This window comes from Bacteroidales bacterium (assembly GCA_016707785.1).
Lineage (GTDB): Bacteria > Bacteroidota > Bacteroidia > Bacteroidales > UBA4417 > UBA4417.
Genome location: JADJGZ010000013.1, coordinates 44,563 through 68,820 on the forward strand (window position 1 = coordinate 44,563; position 24,258 = coordinate 68,820).

The 24,258-nt window shown below is 41.3% G+C and carries 18 protein-coding genes; 12 read left to right on the top strand and 6 right to left on the bottom strand.

Going from position 1 to position 24,258, the window contains the following annotated elements:
• Nucleotides 1-2: 2 nt before the first annotated feature.
• Nucleotides 3-2,219, bottom strand: a complete 2,217-nt coding sequence (gene recQ / locus IPH84_08835) for a DNA helicase RecQ (protein MBK7173326.1) — start codon at nt 2,217-2,219, stop codon at nt 3-5.
• A gap of 614 nt (nt 2,220-2,833) precedes the next feature.
• Between recQ and IPH84_08840 the strand changes: the two genes are divergently transcribed.
• From IPH84_08840 to IPH84_08850, 3 genes are all read left to right on the top strand, one after another.
• A complete protein-coding gene (locus IPH84_08840; GenBank protein ID MBK7173327.1) occupies nt 2,834-3,799 on the top strand; it encodes a KpsF/GutQ family sugar-phosphate isomerase in 966 nt (321 codons plus the stop codon).
• A 17-nt stretch (nt 3,800-3,816) separates the two neighbouring features.
• Nucleotides 3,817-4,161, top strand: a complete 345-nt coding sequence (locus IPH84_08845; protein MBK7173328.1) for a carboxymuconolactone decarboxylase family protein — start codon at nt 3,817-3,819, stop codon at nt 4,159-4,161.
• A gap of 100 nt (nt 4,162-4,261) precedes the next feature.
• A complete protein-coding gene (locus IPH84_08850; protein ID MBK7173329.1) occupies nt 4,262-6,709 on the top strand; it encodes a carboxypeptidase-like regulatory domain-containing protein in 2,448 nt (815 codons plus the stop codon).
• 6 nt (nt 6,710-6,715) lie between these two features.
• Here IPH84_08850 and IPH84_08855 read toward each other — a convergent pair whose 3' ends face one another.
• The 4 genes from IPH84_08855 to IPH84_08870 form a co-directional block, all read right to left on the bottom strand.
• On the bottom strand, nt 6,716-7,141 hold the full coding sequence (locus IPH84_08855; protein ID MBK7173330.1) for a VOC family protein: 426 nt from the start codon (nt 7,139-7,141) through the stop codon (nt 6,716-6,718).
• A gap of 242 nt (nt 7,142-7,383) precedes the next feature.
• A complete protein-coding gene (locus tag IPH84_08860; protein ID MBK7173331.1) occupies nt 7,384-7,932 on the bottom strand; it encodes a hypothetical protein in 549 nt (182 codons plus the stop codon).
• 121 nt (nt 7,933-8,053) lie between these two features.
• A complete protein-coding gene (locus IPH84_08865; protein ID MBK7173332.1) occupies nt 8,054-8,188 on the bottom strand; it encodes a T9SS type A sorting domain-containing protein in 135 nt (44 codons plus the stop codon).
• Nucleotides 8,189-8,526: 338 nt separating this feature from the next.
• Nucleotides 8,527-9,426 carry a Fic family protein gene (locus tag IPH84_08870; GenBank protein ID MBK7173333.1) on the bottom strand — a complete coding sequence of 300 codons (900 nt, stop codon included), beginning with the start codon at nt 9,424-9,426 and terminating at the stop codon, nt 8,527-8,529.
• A 505-nt stretch (nt 9,427-9,931) separates the two neighbouring features.
• On the opposite strand from IPH84_08870, the gene IPH84_08875 reads away from it, so the two are divergent.
• The 9 genes from IPH84_08875 to IPH84_08915 all read left to right on the top strand — a co-directional run bounded on the left by IPH84_08875 (nt 9,932) and on the right by IPH84_08915 (nt 22,337).
• Nucleotides 9,932-10,132 (top strand): hypothetical protein, encoded by a 201-nt coding sequence (locus tag IPH84_08875; protein ID MBK7173334.1) that lies wholly within the window; start codon nt 9,932-9,934, stop codon nt 10,130-10,132.
• Complete coding sequence (locus tag IPH84_08880; GenBank protein ID MBK7173335.1) at nt 10,110-12,119, top strand: tetratricopeptide repeat protein; 2,010 nt, start codon at nt 10,110-10,112, stop codon at nt 12,117-12,119. The genes IPH84_08875 and IPH84_08880 overlap by 23 nt, the downstream gene beginning before the upstream one ends.
• Before the next feature lie 652 nt (nt 12,120-12,771).
• Nucleotides 12,772-13,842 carry a hypothetical protein gene (locus IPH84_08885; GenBank protein ID MBK7173336.1) on the top strand — a complete coding sequence of 357 codons (1,071 nt, stop codon included), beginning with the start codon at nt 12,772-12,774 and terminating at the stop codon, nt 13,840-13,842.
• A gap of 36 nt (nt 13,843-13,878) precedes the next feature.
• On the top strand, nt 13,879-15,300 hold the full coding sequence (locus tag IPH84_08890) for an SBBP repeat-containing protein (GenBank protein MBK7173337.1): 1,422 nt from the start codon (nt 13,879-13,881) through the stop codon (nt 15,298-15,300).
• A gap of 22 nt (nt 15,301-15,322) precedes the next feature.
• Nucleotides 15,323-16,426, top strand: coding sequence for a hypothetical protein (locus tag IPH84_08895; GenBank protein MBK7173338.1), 1,104 nt, complete (start codon nt 15,323-15,325; stop codon nt 16,424-16,426).
• Nucleotides 16,427-16,604: 178 nt separating this feature from the next.
• Nucleotides 16,605-17,279: a fibrobacter succinogenes major paralogous domain-containing protein gene (locus tag IPH84_08900; GenBank protein ID MBK7173339.1), complete on the top strand. Its 675-nt coding sequence runs from the start codon at nt 16,605-16,607 to the stop codon at nt 17,277-17,279.
• Nucleotides 17,280-17,346: 67 nt separating this feature from the next.
• Nucleotides 17,347-18,051 carry a fibrobacter succinogenes major paralogous domain-containing protein gene (locus IPH84_08905; GenBank protein MBK7173340.1) on the top strand — a complete coding sequence of 235 codons (705 nt, stop codon included), beginning with the start codon at nt 17,347-17,349 and terminating at the stop codon, nt 18,049-18,051.
• A gap of 514 nt (nt 18,052-18,565) precedes the next feature.
• Nucleotides 18,566-20,479 carry a hypothetical protein gene (locus IPH84_08910; protein MBK7173341.1) on the top strand — a complete coding sequence of 638 codons (1,914 nt, stop codon included), beginning with the start codon at nt 18,566-18,568 and terminating at the stop codon, nt 20,477-20,479.
• A 46-nt stretch (nt 20,480-20,525) separates the two neighbouring features.
• Complete coding sequence (locus IPH84_08915; GenBank protein ID MBK7173342.1) at nt 20,526-22,337, top strand: hypothetical protein; 1,812 nt, start codon at nt 20,526-20,528, stop codon at nt 22,335-22,337.
• Between the two features lie 223 nt (nt 22,338-22,560).
• Here the strand turns inward: IPH84_08915 and IPH84_08920 are convergent, their stop codons facing one another.
• Nucleotides 22,561-24,207, bottom strand: a complete 1,647-nt coding sequence (locus IPH84_08920; GenBank protein MBK7173343.1) for a S8 family serine peptidase — start codon at nt 24,205-24,207, stop codon at nt 22,561-22,563.
• Nucleotides 24,208-24,258: the final 51 nt, after the last annotated feature.

Genomic DNA, 24,258 nt, shown 5'->3' on the forward strand with positions numbered 1-24,258 from the left:
AACTAATTTCCTACCTCAGACATGAATTTTATCCTCATCAAACGGATCTCTTCTTCAGAAAATTCATTTTCACCGAGTTCCTTTAATGCATCATGAACGGAATCCGTTTCTGCCTCTCCAAAGTAATCAAGGATCTCTTCCTGGTGATAAGGATCTATGGTCTCATCAATATAATAGTTCAGGTCGATCTTGGTGCCGGAAGCAACAATATGCTCAATTTCTGAAAGCAATTCATCAGCTGTCAGGTTCTTGGCTATTGCAATATCCTCTAAAGAGATCTTTCGGTCGATGTTCTGAATGATATAAACCTTTAACCCTGACTTATTTACCACCGATTTTACCACCATATCCATAGGGCGAATGATCTCATTCTCCTCTACATAATTGGCTATTAATTCAAGGAAGGGTTTGCCGTATTTCTGAGCTTTCCCGGCTCCAACACCGGTAATCCTCTGCAATTCATCCTGGGTAATAGGATACTGAATGGCCATATCCTCCAACGAAGGATCCTGGAAAATCACAAAAGGAGGTAAATTCTCTTTACGGGCAATCTCTTTCCTCAAATCCTTTAATAAGGAAAATAAAGTCTTGTCAGTAGTACTCGTCCGGGCACCTCCTCCGGCTAATAATTCTTCATCCTCCGATTCTTCAGGATCAGTATCGCTCGCTACGAGAATGGAATAAGGCTTTTTCAGAAATTTCTGCCCTTCAGCGGTGATCTTTAGAATTCCGTAATTCTCGATATCCTTTGCAACCAGGCGCTCTATAAGCATCTGACGCAAAACGCCATCCCAGAATCGTTCACTGAATTCCATCCCTTTCCCGAACATCTCAAGCTCATTATGCTTATATGATTTGATGTTCGAAGTAATCTTGCCAATTAATATATTGACAATATGTTTGGCTTTAGATAACTGCTTGACTGCCAATATGGTCTCCAATGCAAGATCCACTTGCTCCCTTCCGTCAATTTTTGTCTTTGGATGCAGGCAATTATCACAATTTCCACAGTTTTCTTCAGGGTAGATTTCACCAAAATAATGAAGCAGCTGTTTTCTCCTGCACATCGATGATTCAGCAAATGAAACCACTTCCATTAAAAGCTGATTCGCTATCTCCTGCTCAGCAACGCCTTTGTTCTTACTGAATTTCTCCAGTTTCTCAATATCTTCATAGGCATAGAAGGCCAGGCAAATACCTTCACCATCATCACGCCCCGAACGGCCGGTCTCCTGGTAATAGCCTTCAAGGCTCTTGGGCATATCATAATGGATCACATACCTTACATCAGGTTTGTCAATACCCATCCCAAAGGCAATGGTGGCAACAATTACATCCGCTTCCTCCATCAGGAATTTATCCTGATTTGTTACCCGGATAGGTCCATCCAAACCGGCATGATAAGGTAATGCCTTAATGCCATTTACCTGCAGCGTTTCTGCCAGTTCTTCTACCTGCTTGCGGGATAAACAATAAATGATCCCTGACTTGCCTAAATGGGCTTTAATAAATTTAATAACCTCCTTATTAACATCATCCTGCTTGGTCCGTACCTCATAATAAAGGTTCGGCCTGTTGAAAGATGATTTGTAAAGAGCAGCATCCTGCATGCCAAGGTTTTTAAGGATATCCTGTTGAACCTTTGGCGTGGCTGTCGCTGTTAATGCCATCACAGGCACTTTCTGCCCAATGGATTCAATGATGGGACGCAAGCGCCGGTATTCAGGACGGAAGTCATGACCCCACTCCGAAATACAGTGTGCCTCATCAATGGCAAAAAAAGAAATATTGATATCCCTGAAAAAATTGACATTCTCTTCTTTAGTCAGGGATTCCGGTGCAACATACAGTAACTTGGTTGCACCTGTAGTTAGATCATTCTTAACATCTGCAATCTCATTCTTGCTGAGCGAAGAATTCAGGAAATGTGCAATGCCTTTCTTGGAATCAAATTGCCGGATAGCATCCACCTGGTTCTTCATCAGGGAAATCAAGGGAGATATGATAATTGCCGTACCCGGTAAAATCATGGCAGGAAGCTGATAACACATCGATTTACCTCCGCCTGTTGGCATGATAACAAATGTGTCATTACCCGATAATACATTGCGTATTATGAGCTCCTGGTTGTCCTTGAAATTTTCGAATCCGAAAATTTTCTTAAGCAAGTCTTGAAGTGGATAATCCTTGTATTCCTCAGTTTTCTTCGTTCCGCGCATAATTCTGCTGTTTTCGCGACCCTCACTCGAGGTATTTCTTCTGTTAAATTCGTTAGTTTTTTTACTAATGTGAAAGCCTATTGCAAATATAATTACAAAGGATTGATTTTAAAAATGGTTAAAACAACCCCATTACTTATTCATGCATTCATATTTCCATCTATTACAAAGTTTATGTCGGTTTCACGCTTTACACAAACCCAGAAATAAAGATAACCATTAAATCCCGTATTTGGTAATCATTTTTTATTGATTGATAATTAATTCCGGTTTATGGTAAAAGTAAGCTATTCTTTACCGGTTTTTATAACAACCGATTTATTATGCTATACTTAACGTATCTGGGAACAAATTATTGACCGGGTAATGAAATCCTTTCAATACCATCGCCCTTTTTCTCCTCCTGTAAAAAAGCGTGCAAAAGTATTACGAAAATTCAAATAATCAACACTTTAAAAAAAAATCACAGAATGATACACTAACTATACCAAATCTAAATAGGAATACCTCTTGAGGAATCCATAGCCTGAAGCAATTTCCTTCTGTTCTGCGCAGGTTATGATCGCTTGTGCTGAATTCCTTATCTTTGTTCTTTGGTAAAAATTTCAAGACAATTGAAAACAGCACAGGAAATTAAAGAAATCGCTATTCAGACGATCCTCGATGAAGCTTCAGCAATCTCGAAACTGAAAAACTCCATTAACGACGATTTTGTTCAATGCGTGGAGTGGATTATTGAATCCAAAGGAAGAGTGGTCGTCACAGGAATTGGGAAAAGTGCGAACATCGGTCTGAAAATGGTTTCTACCTTCAATTCCACTGGAACACCAGCGAGTTTCATGCATGCTGCCGACGCAGTTCATGGCGATTTAGGCATGATACGCCAGGATGACATCATTCTTTGCCTGTCGAAAAGCGGAAATACCCCGGAAATAAAAGTATTGCTTCCTCTTCTTCGACTTATGGGGAATAAACTGGTTGCAGTTGTCGGGAATACTGATTCTTATCTCGCCAAACAGGCCGATCTTGTGCTTGATACAACGGTGCAGAGGGAAGCCTGCCCCAATAACCTGGCTCCCACTTCCAGCACTACCGCTCAAATGGTGATGGGTGACGCTCTTGCTGTGGCACTGCTTGAATGCAGGGGCTTTACTTCAGGAGACTTTGCAAGGTACCATCCCGGCGGGGCCCTGGGGAAAAGATTGTATCTAAGGGTGTCCGATCTCTATATACATAATGAGAAACCTACGGTTCACCCCAATGACGATATCAAAAAAGTCCTTCTTGAAATCTCTTCCAAACGACTCGGCGTAGCTGCCGTCATGGATAAAGATGCTCTACTCGGCATTATCACGGATGGTGACCTTCGGAGAATGCTTCAGAACCATGCTTCCATCGAAGGCCTCATTGCCTCCTCCATTATGACTCTTAACCCACGCACTATTGAGGCAGATTCATTGGTTTCTGATGCTCTCGACATCATGAGGTCAAACAACATTACTCAATTACTTGTTATTCAAAAGAAGAGGTATGTTGGCGTTATCCACCTTCACGATATCCTCAGGGAAGGAATAATCTAACCTTATACTTTTTAACTATGGGCCAGAAACTGAAAGAATTTAATGAATATCGGGCTAGGATGAATGAAAGAATCCTGGATGTAGATAGTAAAGTCATCCGCCGGATTTTTAATGTAGATACAAATGCCTATACTGAAGGAGCCCTGCCAGTTAAAACAAAAGAACTGCTGGGCTTGGTCTCATCACTGGTGCTCCGATGTGACGATTGTGTCAGGTATCACCTGATTAAATGCTATGAAAACAATGTCTCGGAAGAAGAACTTTTCGAAACTTTAGGCATCGCAACCCTGGTAGGCGGCACTATCGTCGTGCCACACATGAGAAGAGCCGTCGAATTCTGGGACGATCTGAAAGAACAATAAAATTATAGTTTCAGGCTTTGGCATAAGCTTTGATTAAGACCGCCGCATGATCAATAAATATACCCATCGATTGACATTTTTATTCATTTCAGGCATTTCTATGATCTGCCTGCTCTTGAATATGTCAGTTTATGCACAGGAGATCACAAAAGTGATGGGTGTAGTGAAAGATGCCAGAACAGGAGAACCTTTGCCTTTCGTAAATGTCTATTTCAAAGGAACCAATGCAGGCGCTACTTCTGATTTCTCCGGGCATTATTCCCTTGAATCACGGAAAGCAATCGATACCATCATCGCTTCCTATGTCGGATATATGACAGAAAGAAAAGCCATTCAACCTAACCATTTCCAGGTGGTTGATTTTGCTCTTCAATTGGAAAATATCGAGCTTTCAGAAGTGGTTATTCGCCCGGGAGAAAACCCGGCTGAAGTCCTTCTGAAAAAAATTATCGATCATAAAGACCTGAACGATCCCGATAAAAAGGAGACTTACCATTGCGAGGTTTACACAAAAATGCAGTTCGACGCCAATAATATCTCTGAAAAGCTAAAAAACAGGAGAGTGCTGGAACCTTTCAAATTTGTATTTGAGCATATGGATACCAGTACAGTTAACGGCAAGGCCTACCTTCCTGTCATGCTGAGCGAGTCCTTTTCAGATATATACTACCGGAAATCTCCAAGAGCCAGGAAAGAATTTATTTCAGCTACCCAGATCTCAGGTATCGAAAATGCCAGCATAGCCCAGTTTGCCGGAAATCTTGCCCAGAACATCAATATCTATGATAACTACATCGACCTTTTTCAGAAGAATTTCCCCAGCCCTGTTTCTTCCCTGGGCCTCCTATATTATAAGTATTACCTGATCGATTCAACTAACCTCGACGGAAAATGGTGCTATAACATAATGTTCAAGCCCCGTCGGAAACAGGAATATGCCTTTACCGGGAATTTCTGGGTGAACGATACTTCCTTCGCCATTAAAAAGGTGGAGATGAGAATGGTGGAGGATGCAAATATGAATTTCATCAACGATATGCTGATCTCCCAGGAATTTGACGTCATGGAAAATGAGCATTGGATGCTTACCCGGGATCATATCGTAGCAGATTTCAATATTGTAGAAGATGCTAAAGTGACGATGGGGTTCTACGGTACCCGGACTGCCATCTTCAGCAAGTATAGCTTCCAGCCTGTTAAGGATGAGAAAATCTTCTCTACCCCCAATAATATTATCGTGATGGATAATGCCATCAGAAGGGAGAAGGAATTCTGGAATCATTCACGCCCTGAAGAACTTACTTATAGAGAAGCTTCCGTTTACCGCCTGGCTGATACATTGAAAAAAATGCCGATTTTTAATACCTATTACGATATCATTGAAACTGTTTTCACCGGGTATTATATTCACGGCAACTTTGAATGGGGCCCTTATGCTTCACTCTATAGTTTTAACTCCATCGAAGGAAACCGCTTCAGGGTTGGAGGCCGTACAAGTAACGATTTCAGTACCAGGGTGATGTTTGATGGTTATGCTGCAATAGGTACCCGTGATAAGGAACTGAAATATAAAGCCGGCCTGATTTATATGATCGGAAAGACCCCTGACCGGGTATTTACTTCTTCCTATAAACATGACCTGGAACAATTAGGAGTAGGAGATGATGCCTTTCGTGAAGATTTCTTCTTTAACTCTCTCTTCCGAAGAAATCCCCAGGATAAACTATCCATGGTGGACGAAATTAAATGGGCCTATAAGCATGAATGGTTTACAGGCTTCTCAAACACACTGGGAATGAGTAACAGGAGAATCTATTCCCTGAATAAGGAAGGGATAAGATTATATGACTCCGAATTGGATAAATACCTCTCAAGGAACCAGATTACGACAACTGAAGTCACTCTAGACCTGCATTATGGGTATAGGGAAAAGGTCCTGACCGGAGAATTTGAAAGGGTAGTGGTGAGTTCACCCTATCCGGTACTGGACTTCCAATACACCTATGGCATACCAAACCTTGTCAATAGCGACTTTGAATACCACAAGGCAAAAATCAGGGTTTCTCAATGGTTCAATTCAATGAGTGCCGGCTGGTCTAAATACTATGTGGAAGCAGGTAAAAGCTGGGGAAGAATGCCTTTCCCACTCATGAAAATCCATAGCGGTAACGAAACATTCTGGTATGATGAATCTGCTTTTAACCTGATGAATTATTATGAATTTGTCAGCGATGAATATGTAAATTTCCTTTTTACCCACCATTTCGAAGGTTTCTTCCTCAACAGAATTCCAGCAATCCGAAAACTTAAATGGCGGGAAGTTGCTCAGGTCAGGGGCGTAGTTGGTCACACAAGCCTGCAAAACCTTCAATATAACTTTTTTCCGGAAGGTACCTATTCATTAGGGAAACCTTATTTTGAAGCAGGGATCGGGATTGAAAATATCTTCCGGTTTATCAGGGTCGACGGTATCTGGCGCCTTTCCTACAACGACCATCCTAACGCCAATCGATTTGGAGTGATGGTTTCCATGAATTTCAATTTCTGAAAGCCCTTACTTCGTAGTTTTACTTCCGATTTGCAGACCTAATTTTTCGTATTCAGGGTCGTTCGGTTCCCAAAGTTCTATTTTATTGCCTTCCAGGTCCATAATATGGACGAACTTGCCATAATCATAGGTTTCAATCGTGTCGGTAATGGTTACCCCTTCCTTCGTAAGCGCTGCCACCAGTGCTTCCAGGTCATCTACACGGTAGTTAATCATAAAATCCTTGGTTGAAGGCTCAAAATATGTTGTTTTCTCATTAAAAGGGCTCCATTGTGTAAATCCTTTTTTGGTGCTGTCAGCTCCCTGCCACCATTCAAATACACTCCCATATGGATTCGTGTTCAACCCCAGGTGCTCCTGGTACCACTCACGCACTGCTTTGGGGTTCTTGCACTTAAAAAAGATACCTCCAATACCTGTCACTCTTTTCATCGGAGGGTTGTCATTGGTAGTCATCATCGATTTTAAAGCGAAACCCAGGGAAAAAGTTGTCGCAAGCACCAGCGTCATTAATATCGTTTTTTTCATGATGGTTAGATTAGTAAATGATCTTCCTTTGACCAGCAAAGGGTGTTTTACGCGTATTCCTGGCAGTTTTACCAGATGAGATTCAGATATGGATTGAGGAGTAATTTTGAGTCAAATGACTGATCACAAACCTATTCTGCATCGGTTTACTTCATCATGGCCCACTCCAGGACTTCCATATTGCCGTTATCAGCATTCCTCTTCATTTTTACCCATCCAAAACGGGATTCTTTGCGAATCCCAAGGTAATGTTCAGTGAATCCGAGGAAATTTCCGGTTAGAGTATAATGATTAAAACCGCTTAATTCCAATCCGTGCAGGATCCGATTCTCCTTGCTCGTATCTGACCAATTACTGGCATTACTGATTTCATTTCCGTATTCCAATGTATCAGGATACACGTTTACACTGGAAAGTATTACCTGCAACTCGTTCCTGCCTGCAATACGGGTTTCTGCTGCGAACCCGGTCTCGGCAGGTACAAGGGTTTGAAAAATTAGCAGATCATAGCTGAGATCACCTTCTAAGTCAATAGAATCAGGATGGCCGTAAGCGATTTGCATGGGTGGGTTTAATGTATGGATGTTCACATTTTCATTAGTTACCCCTACCAGCAGCGATTGTTCATTTTCATTATCACCACAAGCTGCACAGAACAATAATGCAACGATCATTGGCATAATAAGTTTTTTCATAGCAGAAATTATTTGGTTAAATGTTGTTGAATAAATATATAAAGTGTGCTCTAATCACACATCATTACATTCTGTGGAAACAAAGATAAGGTAGCTGCTTCTGGAATGATGCCTGTTCTGTTTAATCAATGACTAATTTCCTGGTTATTCTGTTATTATCCAAAGTGATTTCAAGGAAATAGAATCCACTTTCAAGGTGGCTAATATTCAGGCATTTGAATGAAGGTCCCGTAATTTTGATCTCCTTTCCGGACATTTTAAGTACCCTGAAATGTATTGTGTTATCTTTTTCATGGGATGATAGGTGTATTCTGATACGATTGCGGTTCAGTTAACGTTCCCTGCCTGGGCGCCGGGCTTTGTGTGGCAGGCCACTGCATGTGGACAAGCCCTGGCAGCTTAAGTCCATGTTAGGGGACAAGTAGATTATTTTTCTTTGATGTTATAAATAGTCCTCTATTTTCCCAATTGACTCAATAAGTTTTTCAGTTTTCAAGTATAGTAAATCTTTTTTAAGTGTATGGATAGTAACATTTGGCATTGCTTCAACTAAGTCATTTAGTTTGATTGGTTGGTTTTTCTCAATAAAGTCTTTTATTTTTTTTGCCTTTCATTAAGGTATCCACCTTTAGATTTAAACACGTCATATTTTTGTTCAAGTCTTTGAATCAATGTTTGTAATGAATCCAAGAAGTACAAAACCCAAGAATTTATTCTCTCAGAATCTGAATATCTATCTTTTTGTCCATCCATTAGGGCTTCATAATAAGATTTTTTCTTTTGCTCTATCAAATTCTCAAATGAAACATATTGAATGAATTGATAATCATTTTTAAGCAGAAGAAGATTTGTCAACAATCGGGATAGCCTGCCATTTCCATCTTGAAAAGGATGAATAGAAAGGAATTCATATATAAAAACCGCAATAATAACCAGTGGATGCATTTCTCTGATTGCTAATTGCTGATTTGTCCAGGCAATTAGTTCATTTATCTCCTTTTCAACTAGATGTGGTTCAGTTGTATTGAATATTATTTTCTGTGTACCATCAGGATAATTTGCAACTACTTTATTAGAAAGGTTTTTATATTTACCTCTATGTCTATCGTCTTTGATACTGTACTTTAATAGTCTATGATGTAAAAACAAGATATCGTTGGTTGATATTTTTATTTGAGGATAACTTTCATAGATAAGCTCTAGAACATCATAATACCCGACTACTTCTTGCTGATCTCTGGTCTTTAATTTTGTAATCTCCATATTATTGAGAAGCTCTTTAATCTCCTCATTTGTCATCTGAGCACCTTCAATTCTCGTTGATGATCCTATTGATTCAATTGTTGCTATTTTTCTGAGTTCTTTCAGATAAACATTTTCTCTTTGTTCAACAATATTCCATTTGCCTTTAAATGAATCAATAAAGCCAATTAGTTTGATAATCTGTTGATTGTATTTAAAATCGAAGTTTAATTTATTTTGGAAGTTATCCATAAGTTATCTATTAATTATCCATTCAAAGATAATCCAATCTTATCAAATATCCATATCTTATCCATAAATTATCTATTAACAGGGGTGTTATCGTATTTGCCGCCAACGCGTGTGTATCCTCATTGCATGATGTTTTTTCCTCAAATATTCAGCATTGCACAAGTAGAACTAATCATATTTTAATGTCAACAATCAAAATGCAGATAAATTACCCCGGCAGAAACTCCAATATATAATCACGAATGTAAATACCTGATCCTTCTATAGTCAAACAAGAAGTCAAATATAAATAAATTGGCACGATAACACTAATAGTTTATGCTTGTATGACTTCACATAATAATAATGGTGGGCAGGCTTTTCACCGGGAAATTTATTTAAGCAAATTCCAGGTTCTGAATATAAGGCTTCACATCCTGGATATTTCTGTCCCGGGTCTGAAGTATGCATCGGAAAGACCTGGCCATTCAGGAATTTATTCCACAAAAAGTATGACCATTCGGGAATGAATTCCATAATGGACATAACCATTCGGGAATTGGACTTGTTTGCCAATTACCTTCCTTCAGAAGGAATCTGCGAAACGAAATTAAAAAAAGCCGGGAAATCCACTCCTACAACAATGCGATTAGGATTGCCATTTTGGGCCGGTTTTTTCTTACCTTTATTTCAGAATTCTGCATATGAACCATTTTCTATCGGTTAAAATTGCAACCGTACTGCTATTCAGTGTTTTATTATCTGCCCCAAATGAGGTATCTGCCCAGTCAGGGAAATCTTCCTGCGATACAGCTATGTACAAACGTATCCTTTTGGAGGCCTCAGCTGCCTCATCGGATTCTGCCATAAAGCTGTATGAAGAAGCCATCCGGAGCATCGGAAATTGTATTTCAAAGTCGGACAGAAAGTCAAAGAGAACCTTGCAAAAGCAATTGATGAAGTCCTATTCCGGACTGGGAATGGTATATTTTCAGGATCTCCGTTATGATAAAGCAAGGCAGAACTTTGACCCGGCCTACAATCTTTCCAAAGAGCTCAGTTCGCCTGTGGATATGGCCGATTGCCTCTTTAACCTGGCTGAACTCTGTCTCGAACAAAGCCAGTTCAGGGAAGCAACCCGCTATTATACTGAATCCATGGACCAGTATAAAATAGCGGGAGATGCCTCCGGGCAGTTCTGGTGCTATACCGGGATGGGCATCGTTCAAAAGCAGATGGGAAACCTGGGAGATGCAGTGGTATGCTATAATAAAGCATTGGATGTCACCCAAAAGGCTGGTTTAAAGAATGAAGCCGCTAGTTGTTACAATAACCTGGGGAATGTTTACCGCAAAAAAGGTGACTTTTCACGGGCGATGGAATCCTACGAAAAGGCCATCAATCAATTTAAAGCTCTGAAGAATGATATGATGGTGTCGGATTGCCAGAACAATATTGGTAATCTGTATCTCGATCATGGCGATCCCTTCCGTGCCCTTGATTACTACAACCAGTCACTGAAAATCGTTAAAGCGCTGAATGATGAATATCGGCTGATCATTCGTTATAAAAACATTGCAGATGCCTATACGGATCTGAAGGATTATGAAAATGCAGGCCAGTTTCTCAACGATGCCATGAAACTTGCACAGAAATCAGGCGATAAATCATTCCTGGCATCCTGCTATATGCAGTTGGGTAAACTCCAAAGCCTGAGGAAAGAGCCTGAGATTGCCCTGGCGTATTATGAAAAAGCCTTATCGCTATTTGAAACAATCGGTTCGAAAGCTGATGTAGCTGAAGCATTGGTAGAAATTGCTCAAATTGAATTAGTCCGTGGGAATATAAATGAATCTATAAAGTATGCAGAAAATGCGGTGAAACAGTCTGCTATTTCAGGGAGTCTGAAGATACGACTGGATGCTACCCTCTGTCTTTCAAACGGATATGAGCAAAAAGGAGATGAAAAGCTTGCATTGGAGTGGATGAAAAAAGCTGTCCGGTTAAAGGATAGTATTTATAACGCCGATAAATACAGGACCATTGAAGAAATAGAAGCAGGCTTTGTGCAGAATAGTCTTACGGAAGAAAATAAAATTCTCACGGAGAACAGTCAACTTCAGAAAAATGCCATCAGAACCAGGAATATTCTTGTAATCTTAATGGCTCTGTGCCTCATCCTGAGTGCGGTTATTATCTGGTTGGTTTATAAGCGTCAGAAAGAAGCAAAGAAGGAAACAGCGAAAGTGCAGCAACTCAGTGAAGAGAAAATAGGGAAACTTAATGAGGATCTATCCGTAAAAGAAAGGGAATTAACTTCCAAGACTATTTTCATCAATCAGAAAAACCAACTTCTCGAAAAACTGATCAAAGACCTGGAAGAGTTGAAACAGTCAGGTGGAGCTGCTGCTGCAATTCATGGATTGCAATCCACGCTTAAGCAGGAACTATCCCCCAATAACTGGAAAGAGTTCGAATTGCAGTTTAATGATGTGCACCCCGGTTTTCAAAATCGCCTGCTTGAGCAGTACCCTGAGCTTTCCCCCTCAGAACGGCGGCTCTGTTCTTTCATCCGTCTTGATATGAATACCCGTGAAATATCCTCTCTCAGTGGACAGTCAATAAAAAGTATTGAAGTCGCCCGTACACGTATACGGAAAAAGCTCAATGTCCCCCATGAGCATAACCTGGCTAATTTTATTGCGAAGCTCTGAGTCCAGCGTATTCCAGGGTGCTGGGTGCTGGGTGCTGGGTGCTGGGCGCTGTCTGCCCCGAAGGGGAGCTTTTGGCTCTGAGTGCCCCGAAAGGTAGCCTTTGGCTCTGGAAGCAAAATTATCCTAATGCTCGGTGATTGGAACACGCCTGCCTGCCGGCGAGGCAGGGATGACGCGGATTATTGCGCGGATCCGTCAGCTGACGGACGGATTTAAATTCATTCGTGAAAATTCGTGTCCGTCAGCTGACGGATCCATGTAATTCGTATTCTATCAGTTACATATAAAGTTCAATTATCAAGTATTAACACAAACTATCCCCTTCGTGGCAACTTCTAATCTCCTATTCTCCACATCTTCTCATATTCAAATTGTCGAATTGTCGAATTGTCAAATTGTCGAATTGTCGAATTTTCAAGCCAAAACCTCCCCTCCAAAGCAATCCTACATTCCACATTCCACATCCAACATCCCACATCCGACATTAGACATCCGACATTAGACATCCGACATCCCACATCCGACATTATGAGTGTTTTTGTAGGGTGTCCTGAACGTATTTGTAGGGCATCATTTCTTGCAGTAACTTCCTGCCTGATATAGCTTTGTCCGGTCTTGTAAATGCATGGTCATAACCTAAAAATTGACTCAAATGAAACTGTTTCAATTATTTCAATTATCATGCTTAATACTGTTAGTAGGGACTTCTTGCGAAAAGGAAGGACCGCCTACCCAACCCGAGAAGGAAACAGGTATTGCCTTCTGTGCCGGAAGCTATACAAATGATAAAGGACTCTCGGTTCCCTGTTATTGGTCGGGGACTAAACGTGTCGAATTGACAGGAGAGGGATTGTTGGCAGGAATGGTAAATGCCATTTATGTGAAAGATGGGGTGGTTTATTGCGCCGGGACTTACTCAACTGCTATTAAAAGTGGGATTCCCTGTTATTGGGAGGGCAAAGAGCTACATGTTCTTGACATTAACGGGCCAGGTGGCGCTAGTTGTATCACTGCTTCAAATGGCATCGTTTATTGCGGAGGTCAGTACACCGAAGGAAATACCAATTATAGTTGTTACTGGAAAGGAACATCACTATTCAAACTTGAAAAAAAGCCCTTTCAAACTCATCTAAAATGCATAGGTGTAACTGAGTCAGGTACAGTTTATTGTGCAGGTAGTGCAGAGGCAGAAAGCTATGGTTCTCCATTTTACTGGAAGGATACAACTTTCCATCATTTGTCAAGACAAGATGTTTGGGTGAATTGGGCTGGTGAATACTGGCATCATGATGGAACTGTTTACAGCATGGATATAAAAGGAGAAAGAGTCTATTTCGGAGGCTGTGGTGATGGTAATGACCATGGTTCCAATCCCTGCTTCTGGGAGGATGGCTCTGTGGAAATGACCTATTTGCAGGAAGCAAGAGGTGAATGCCATGCTGTGAGTGCCAGCGGGAGTATATATTATGGAGGTTGGTACTATCCCAACCAAAATAGCGGCCCTAGAGCTTGTTATTGGCCTCAGGGTGGGGAAGTCGTCCAACTGCCTGAAGGTGGGAGAGTCATGGCGATTGGTAGTCGTAATACTACAATTTATTGTGTGGTATTGGATGTTCCGGGAAAAACATATCCTGTTTATTGGGACGGTTCTTTCTGGTACGATATGGTTGGTTCTGCAGATATGAGCAAATCTGAGATTCGTTGTTATGCAATTGCCAATTAATGACTAATTTGTTAAATAGTACAAAATCAATCAGTTATGAATAAACGATTTTTATTTATTGCCACAATTCTGGGAATTTTATTCTTTGGATGCAAGAAGGAATCTGATCCTGAAGGGTCGGATCCTTCTGAAAAAACCAGCAGTTTTGAATGGGTAAAACAAGCAGGTGGCACTAACACCGATTATGGTCATTGCATTGCAACAGATGACCAGGGAAATATTTATACATCAGGATGTTTTACCGGAACTGCAACTTTTGGCTCCTTTTCTCTGCAATCAGATGGGAATAATAACATATTCATCACTAAAATGGATGCCAGCGGTGAATTCAAATGGGCAAAAAAGTGTGGAGGAAACTCCTTGTTTACTGACCAGGAGAGGATGAATTCAATGGCCCTGGATGCAGATGGTAATGTTTATGTCTGCGGAACCTTCAGCGATACTAGCTATTTTGATACTACTGCGCTTTACACCACAAATAATGACATTTTCATAGCAAAGTTGAATAGCATTGGTGATTTCGTTTGGGCAAAACAGGCGGGAGGTGGCGGAAATGGCGATTTTGCATTTTCAATAGCTGTTGATAACCTGGGTGGCGTTTTCCTTGCAGGTGCATTTTACCACGAAGCGTGGTTCGGAGATATTTCCTTGAAGGGCCCGGCTCCTGGTTCATATTCCTTTATTGCCCGAATGAGCACTTCTGGTCAGTTTTCATGGGCAAAGATGGTTGCTGAAAGTACCGTTGTTGGTATTAGAGCAATTACAGCTGATTCGGAGGGAAATGCTTATTTCACCGGATTTTATAACCATTCTGCAACCATCGGGCCATTCCCGGTAGAAGCTATTAACCAGTTTTCAGATATTTATGTTGCCAAAATAACAGCAAGCGGAATTTATGAGTGGGTAAATATTGCTCAAGGAGCAAATTACGATGTTGCAGAAGCCATTTGCGTTGATAATCAACAAAATGTATGCATAACCGGAACTTTTATTGATAGCATCCAATTTGGAACAGATCGGCTGCTGACAAGTGGCAAAGATGCTTTTATTGCAAAGATGAATTCTTCTGGCAACTGGTTATGGGCAAAACAAGGTAAAACCACGAAAACAATTCCCGAGAATCTTTCAATAGGCACTTCCGTTAGTGCAGATAATAACGGCAATGTTTATGCAACAGGCTATCTTATGGGTACCTCCATATTGGGTGCCGACACGATTATTTCTAATGGGCATACCAATGCATTCATGATTAAACTCGATCCCAACGGGGATTTTGTTTGGGTAAATCATTCCACAACCAAGGGTAATTCGGCGGGGGCATGCATTGTCCCTGATAACTCCGGGAATTGCTATGCTACAGGCTATTTCAGCAATAGCACCACTTTTGGTGATCAAGTATTACCCTGGTCAGGGAGCACAGATATTTTCATTGCAAAAGTAAAAGAGGTCAAAAACTGAATTAATCAAAAAGGGAATGGCCATGAAAACAATCTGGTTTTTTCAGGCATTGGTATTAATTGCATTGCTCTCATGTTCTTCCGGTGGAACTTCTGACAGTTCTATAAACCCGGAAGAATTTGCTGGAGAGAAGCCCATGGTATTTAAATTAAAGAATGAACCCAATGAGCATGCATTTTCCTTCTTGTTACCCGAAGGATGGTCTGTTACCGGAGGTATCACACGTGTCGATCCTAATACAGCAGGTGGCTCAGGCAATTCCATTGAAGCTAAGCTTTATATGAAGCTCCGGGCACCCGATAACAAGGCTGAAATCGGATGGCTGCCAGATACCCGCTTTTTCGATATGCGCCGCTACCAGGGTGTAAATCTTGCCGCTCCAATGTTCCCCGATGGCAGCAACTATAATGGCATGACAGTGATGCCAATCCCTTCTCCGGAACAATTTCTCCGATCGGTGGCTATCCCTTTTGCTCACCCGCATGCACAAGGGCTGACTATCACTGACATAAAACCTCTTCCTGCCCTGGCAGAAGAATATGGTAAGATGTCGGCTCGCATATTACAAGGCTACCGATTATCCTACCAGGCCGCAATTCTCACTTTCGAATACAGCGAAAATGGAATCCATTTCATGGAAAAAATGGTCTGCACCATCGAGGATTTTGGTCAGCTGGGAGCAGGCCTTTGGGGTAATAAGGAGTGCTGGTATGTAAGGGCAGTAAAAAGTGACTTTAACAAAATGGCCCCGGTTTTTGCCACCATCGGTCATTCAGTAAAAATTAACCCCGAATGGATCGGGCGCGAAATCCGCAGTCAGCAGGTTAACAGCAATATCGCCCTGCAAACTCAGCAAGCCATTGCTCAAATCGACAAGGAAATCACAGAACACCGGGCTTTGACAAATTCAGAGATCAACAACAATATGTATCTGAACCTCACGGGGCAGGAAGATTACACTAATCCATTCACAGGCGAAACTGAGAGAGGTACAAATGAATGGAATTACCGATGGGTGAATGAGCATGGAGATGTGATCTGCTCCGATAATCAGAATTATGATCCTAATAAAGATGTGAATATAAAAATTCAGGGATTTAAAAAATCTCCGGTCAGAAAAAGGTAAGTAAAACTGAAAACTATGAAAACTAAGAACAGTTTACTTGTTGTGCTGCTGTGGTGGATGTTGTGTGGAAGATGTGGGCCCCCCCATTTCTGTTGTGCTTTGCTTGTGAGGAAGTTCATAAAGAAATAAATCAAATTAAATAATACACCAAACTATGAAGATAAAAACAAACCCTTGGATGATTCTAGTGGCTGCAACAGGTATTGCCTTAATACTGCTTTCAGGCAGCAGTTGTACTAAAGAAAATGATGACAATACCATTCCCACCGGCACTTTTACAGACCCCCGCGATGGCACTGTTTATAAAACAGTGACAATTGGGAACCAAACATGGCTGGCAGAAAATTTGAAATATTTGCCGGCTGTATTCGGCCCTGGCACAGGTTCTCAGACAGAGGCCCGGTATTATGTATATGGATACGATGGCACTATCGTTGCCGAAGCTAAAGCTACAGCCAATTACTCTACTTACGGTGTCTTATACAACTGGTCAGCAGCCATGAGTGCTTGTCCGTCAGGCTGGCATTTGCCAACTGATGCAGAATGGACACAATTATCAACATTCCTGGGTGAAAGTGATGCTGGTGGAAAGCTCAAGGAAACAGGAACAACTCATTGGAATGATCCCAACTTTGCAGCGACCAACGAAACCGGCTTTACTGCCTTGCCGGGTGGATATTGTTTCAGCGGTGTATCATTCACTGATATGGGAATTGCAGGTTGCTGGTGGAGTGCAACAGAGGCTAACAGCAGCGGGTCCTGGTATCGGGGCATGGGCAGCAGTTACAGCGAATTAATCAAGATAAGCAACTTTAAAGAATTAGGGTTCTCAGTACGCTGTATTAAGGATTAATCCTCTGAATCCCAATCATGTATTTCCGGACTTTCTCTTAAAATGTTAACATACAATTTCTAATCAAATGAAAACAAAATCTAATTCCTGGATGATTATTGTGGCAGTCACAACTATTGCCATTCTATTGACAGTTAACAGTAGTTGTAAAAAAGATAATGATGATGATAATACCATCATCGCCGGCACCTTTACCGACCCCCGGGATGGCACTGTTTACAAGACACTGACAATAGGTGGCCAAACATGGTTGGCAGAAAACCTGAAATACCTGCCATCAGTAGTTGGCTCCGGCTCGGGTTCGCAAACCGATACTTACTATTATGTTTTTGGTTATCAGGGTACTTCTGTCACCGAAGCTAAATCTAACTCCAATTACACTACCTACGGTGTCTTATACAATTGGCCGGCAGCTATGATTGCATGTCCGGCTGGTTGGCATTTGCCAGGCGATCAAGAATGGAGTCAATTAATGGATCATTTGGGGGGACAAGACATTGCAGGTGGAAAACTAAAAGAAAGCGGAACCACTCATTGGAATGATCCAAATACCGGGGCTACCAATGAAACCGGCTTTTCTTCCCTTCCGGGTGGCTACCTGAATGGCGATGCCGAATTCCTTTACACCGGCTTTAATGGATATTGGTGGAGTTCTACTGAGTTTGGCTCCTCTGCAGCCTGGGGCCGTGGAATGTATTACAAAAGCGAAGCAGTCTCAAGAGATGCCAGCTATAAATCCTATGGTTTTTCTGTCGTTTGTGTGAAGGATTAATTCCGGTGTGTGCTGGTATTGATCAGTGAAACAAATTAGACATCATGAACAGCCATGAAAAAACTACTCTTCAATTTGCAATTTGCAATTTGCAATTTACACTTTGCATTTTGCATTAAACATATGTATAGGTCTTAAACCTGAGGTGCGAAGCTCCACGAAGGAAAAGATGCGGATTAGGGCTATATTGCTTTCCGGAACAATTACAGTTTAAAATGAACATATTTAAAAAACTAAATGTTTATATTTTAGGAATCTAAAATTTTTTTCCGAACGGAAAGAATTGGAAAAGATTTGACACTAAAACACCCTCCTAAAAGCTATCGGGATGCACCAAATGATAAAACAACCTGGTGATTCCTGGTGAACTGATCGCTATCGGGATTCTACTTTGCTGTAAAGAAGTAAAAAGCAAGGCCCCCGTTATCATAAATTGCTCTAATGCGCTATTCTCAATCATTTCAATGCATTAGCAAAACTTTTCCCAAACACTAGTGCTTTAAAATGTAGTTTTATGAAAACAATTTACGCCCTTCTTGTTTTGGCTTTTACTTTTTTACTTTTTTCTTCTTGTAAAAAAGAGAGTAATAATAGTGATCAATCTTCAAAAGAAGAACTCCTTTTTCAGTCCTTTCAAATGATGAATGCTGCATCTGTTCGCTTTATTGAAATTGGCGACTCTATGAATATTACACCACCGGAGGCGCTCTATTATACCAGCTTATGGGTTCAAAATCAACCTGGCGTTGCAGAATGTTTCACAATGGACAGCACTTACCTCTTCATACACATGGCGAGCGGGTATAAGAGCACAATAAACCTGCGTGAGATGACTCCCGATGGCTTGAGCGTATACCGCGGCAGCGGTGCAGGTACAGGGAAAATGACAGCTGCAGTATCATCTGCCGGTGGCACATGTTCCAATAAACTGCAAAATAAAAAAGTATTGCTCTATTCTGCTTTTGTAGCTCAGTTTTATTGGGGGAACGAATTTCAAACCGATGTTGTTGATATGATTGAAAATGGCGATGTAGATGTAGAAGTCACCGTTCTGAAAAACGAACAATGTACCATTGATGCGTTGCTCACCTGCGATCAGTATGGCTTGGTTATTCTTGACACACACGGGGGGCAGTCGGCAATATATACAGGTATTGGTTTTACTCTTGATGCTGGGGATATTCCTGATAATCTAGACGACTATCTTACCTTTATAGGACAGAAAATAGGATCACAGCATGTACAGTCCATCATAGATAAAAAAGTTGAAATCGCTCATACATTTGAATATGATCCTCAGCTTCAGAATCAGGAACAATGGGATAAGTATAAACAAAATCTCGATGTTACCTATGAAGTAGCAGTCACCTCAAAAGGTATTCGCGAAATGATGCCCGACTTGAGTAATACGATTGTTTTCGCTAATGCATGTTTCAGCGGGTTTACTGCCACTTCATATATGACTACCAACCCTAAGCCTTGGGAAGTAAAAATTCCCGACCCTATCAAGGTAGCCTGGATGACCAGAAATCCTTTAACCTATTATGGATATGAAGCAAACGATGGAGTATCCTACAAAGCCCCGAATGATGAATTATGCAGACCTGTCGAAGACACGCTAATTAAATCCTTTTTTTATGATGGTGACAGTACCGGCAATGCGCACATGCAGGAAGGCGGTGGTTCACCTATTATGGAATATCCCTGGGATCATAGTGTTGCAATGTGGAATGATCATGGCCCTCTCAAGTTCAATCAATATGGAAACCCTACATGGTGCTATGGTACGTGTGGCGAACCTATAACCGATGCGCGCGATGGTCAAAAATATTCTACCGTGTGCATCGGGGAGCAGGTATGGATGGCTGAGAATCTGAGGTACGACGCTCCTGGCAGTCTTATAGCTAATGATGACCCAACAAAGTTGTTAACCTACGGCAGATTGTATGATTATCCAACGGTTTCTGCAGGACAAGGTGTAAGTCCCGGAAATCAGGTCTCAACAGTACAGGGAATTTGTCCAGATGGCTGGCATTTGCCCAATAACTATGAGTGGGAATTACTGATGTCTTCTTTCGGAATACCCAATAGCAATGATCTTGCAATTCAACTCAAATCGCCATACGATTGGGTGGGAGATGGTTTTACGTCAGCCCCGAAAAGAAACGCTTCTGACTTTGATGCATTGCCTTCTGGCGGTGCCCTTAAAACAATTTCAACTGGGGTAATAGAATATTATGCACAGTATAATTTTTTTGGAATGTGGCTTAGTTCTTCTAATTCGGATTGTCCATATCCAAATTTTGCTGGAGTAGCAAGGCTTCTCTCAGCAGATGCAACTGTGCAATACAACTGTGGACCATTAAACCCCTATGACGGCACTTACCAGGCAGTGAGTTATTCGAGCTGCCGCTGTGTGAAGGATTGAATTTCGGGTAATAAAACAATTTTTCAAAAAACAAAAAAAACTTCCTATGGGATCAAGAATATATTTTCTCGCTGCCCTGTTAATTATAATGTTTGCTGCTTGTAAAAAAGACGGTGACAATAACAATACCAATGAAGAAACTGTCGACAAACTTACTACCATTTGGAATGTGGGAGAAGGTGCCATGCAAGTATTCAGCGACACGCTGGAAGCCACGCATGATACCGTGGCTGCCATCAATGCCGCAGGCCACTGGCTGGTAGACCAGCCTGAAGTAGCGGATGCTTATTACTGGAGCAAACAACTCATAGAAATACGGTTTAAGAATGGCTTGCGAAGCTCGGTTAGCTTTACGTGGGAAGACGATAATGGACAGCATCTATCACGTGGCGGAAGCACTGGCAGCTCTAAATTATTCAATTATCATGGAGTAACTTCAAAAGAAGCAATTAAAAACGAAAAAGTATTAGTATTGAATCCTTATACAGATGAATTTAATACTAATGGTTACAATAAGCGCAACCAATTTAATGGCGGCCCTAAAGTACTGGAAGTTTCTATCTTTAATGATGAGGCAGTCACCTATGACCTCCTGAGTACTTTTGGCGATTATGGATTTATTATTCTCAATACACATGGCCTGCCATGGGGGTTTTTCATTAATTCTATGATTGCAGTGGCCGGCGATGTAGACTTCCGGGACTGGACCCGGGAAGATGTTCTCAGTGTGCTGACAACTTGGTTCGGGCCCAATATCCCCCTGGAAAAATTTGAGAACGGAGAACTCGAAACTGGTGTCAATGCCATTTTTCATGATTTCACACATACTAAAACATATATACAACTGCTTGTCACAGACAAGTATATACGTAACTCCACTTTAGACCTGAACGGAACCGTTGTTTTTAATAATTCATGCTATAGCGGAAATACCAAACAAGGGCCTACAATCGACAATCAACCTGAAGCTTTTAAAAGCAAAGGGTGTATTTCCTATTATGGATATGCGTTTTCCGATAATAGTTCCGGTTCCGCTCCAAACGATTTTGCAAATAAAATGGAAGATTCGCTTATTGCAAACCTAGTCAGAAGAGGTGATACAACTGCAGTTGCACATCTGATAGATGATGTCACACTTCAATATTCCATCGAATCAAAAACAAAGGATCATGACGACATACCTATACATGTCACCCGCGAAGGACTGGTATTTAAACCCACTCCTCCGAATGTTTATCATAAACTTTATTTTCAACATTTCTTTGAGCCTAACTATTGTTATGAAAAATGCGGAGACACCCTGGTTGACAGCCGTGATCAGCAAAAGTATGCGACCGTTTGTATCGGAGACCAGGTGTGGATGGCAGAAAACCTTAACTATGCAGACGGGGGAGCCTGCTATGATAACAACTCTGCGAATTGTAATACTTATGGACGGATTTATACCATCAATGAAGTTACAGGACTTAATACATCAGAAACCAATCCCAGTGGCATTCAAGGGATTTGTCCTGAAGGCTGGCATGTCCCTTCAAAAGCGGAATGGGAACAATTGATCGCTTATGTCGGTGGAACTGCAGCGGCATCTACGCAATTGAGATCTACAACAGGATGGCCCACACCCAATGAGAATTCAAATTTATCAGGATTCAATATGCTGCCTTCCGGGCATTTTGCAGCAGATAATATGAACAGTTTATTCCGGTTCCTTGGACAGGATGCCAAGTTTTGGACAACCAGCGCATCGGATGGTTATTATTATGCAGTAAATGCCTACCATCCTGATTTAAATATAAGTACGTATAGTTCACCCCCCTCGATAACCTTTAAATTTTCTTGCCGCTGTGTAAAGGATTGAATTTTACATAATATAAAACTCTATTACACTACAATTCTTTCATATCGATTTCATGCTGTAAAAGGCTGATGACAAGGATTGCGCCCAGGTTACTCATTTCGAGATCGTGAAGTATCATCAGAAATTGCAAAACCAGGTTGATTGCGATTAAGCACTTAAAAGGTATTCCTGTTAAGGATACAACTTCTGGTCTGTCTCACAATAAATGGGGGATTCTCCTGAATTATTCATAAACCACCAACTTTTGAATACCTCTTTTACCAGGTTTTTCTAGACTTATAATATAAACTCCCCCCACAAGTGCTGAAAGATTCAGGTAAATGTATTTTTCCGGCACCAGATTGAGTTTTATTTTCATGACTTCATTCCCTAACAAAGATTGAATGGTGAGTGTTTCCGGAATAAAGGCAAATGTATCCCACTGAATTTTCACTTCTCCGTTTGTGGGATTAGGTGAAATCCGCATTGTATTGTAATCTGTTTTTGAAATTCCTGCCGGATCATAAATCAGGGCCGCATAAGCATTAATTCTCCCATAACCATAATATGGATCCCATCCCGGGGTATCCTCTGCTTGGTCCCCAACCTGGTCTTCAGATGTATTTTGAATAATCGCTTTAATATCGGCTGGTGTCCTGTCAGGATCCTGTGAAAGTAATAATGAACTTAATCCTGCAACATGCGGGGCAGCCTGTGAAGTGCCACCCCAGTAGGAGTTGTAGCTGGTATTGCTATTATAACTAAGCCCGTAAATGTAATTTCCCGGGGCAATTACCGAAATGTGCGACCCATAGCAACTGCCACTCGTCCCCGACCAAAAAAATGGATTCGACCTCGTATCATCAGGATCAGTCGCACCTACAGCAATTACCCCGGGATAGGATGCCGGGATATAAGGAACATCGTTATTGGCATTCATCATCGAGGCTACCACTATTACATTATTTGATAGGGCATTGGCTATCGCATCCTGTAACCCCTGCGACGGGTCAGTACCCCCTAAGGAAAGATTGAGTACATTAACTCCTTTATCTACTGCATAATTGATCCCGGCAATCCACCAGGAATAATATCCCCAGTTGCTGCTGTTTATTCCTTTCAGAATCATGAGTTTGCAGTGCCAGTCAACTCCGGCAAAACCTAAAGAATTATTCCCATTACACCCAATGATGCCTGTTACATTGGTCCCATGACCAAAATCATCAGTGGGATTATTATCAGTATTCGCAAAATCCCAACCCCTCCAATCATCAACATAAGTATTCCCGTCATCGTCAATTCCATTCCCGGGAATTTCCTGGTAATTCACCCATATCCGGCCATTTAACTCAGGATGATCCAGCTTACAACCACTATCAATGATTCCAACAATAATATTGGTATCCCCTTGCTCAACAATCCACGCCTCTGTCATATCAATATCTGCATCTGCAACTACGGGTGCTGCCCAAAAACTACCATCATTGTAGAGTGACCACTGTAAATTAAACTTGCTGTCATTGGGAATGAGGGAATCATTCCCAATCCCCTGGACACTTCCCAGATAATCACACTCAACATAGTTAAACACGCCACTCGATCTGTATGCATACATGAGACCTTCTGTAATCCTGGCATCCTCGAACTCAAAACAGTATATAGGTATATTGCCTGGCGATAATTGAACTACTTCTGCTTTCCCATAAATCTGGCCTAAAGCTTCCAATTGAGGTATACTTTCAATAATTTGAGAAACCGCTCGATGAGATATAGATTGGTATACCTCATCCGTTAATCTTGCAATCATCCTGTTCGGGGCATAATTATTGCCCTCTTGAGCAAGTAGGAGATTGACACTTGCCCAAAATAAAATGAATAATAAAGGTCGCATCTTGTTAAAGTTTTATATATCGAGACTGAATATCTAAAATTAGTCCAAAAA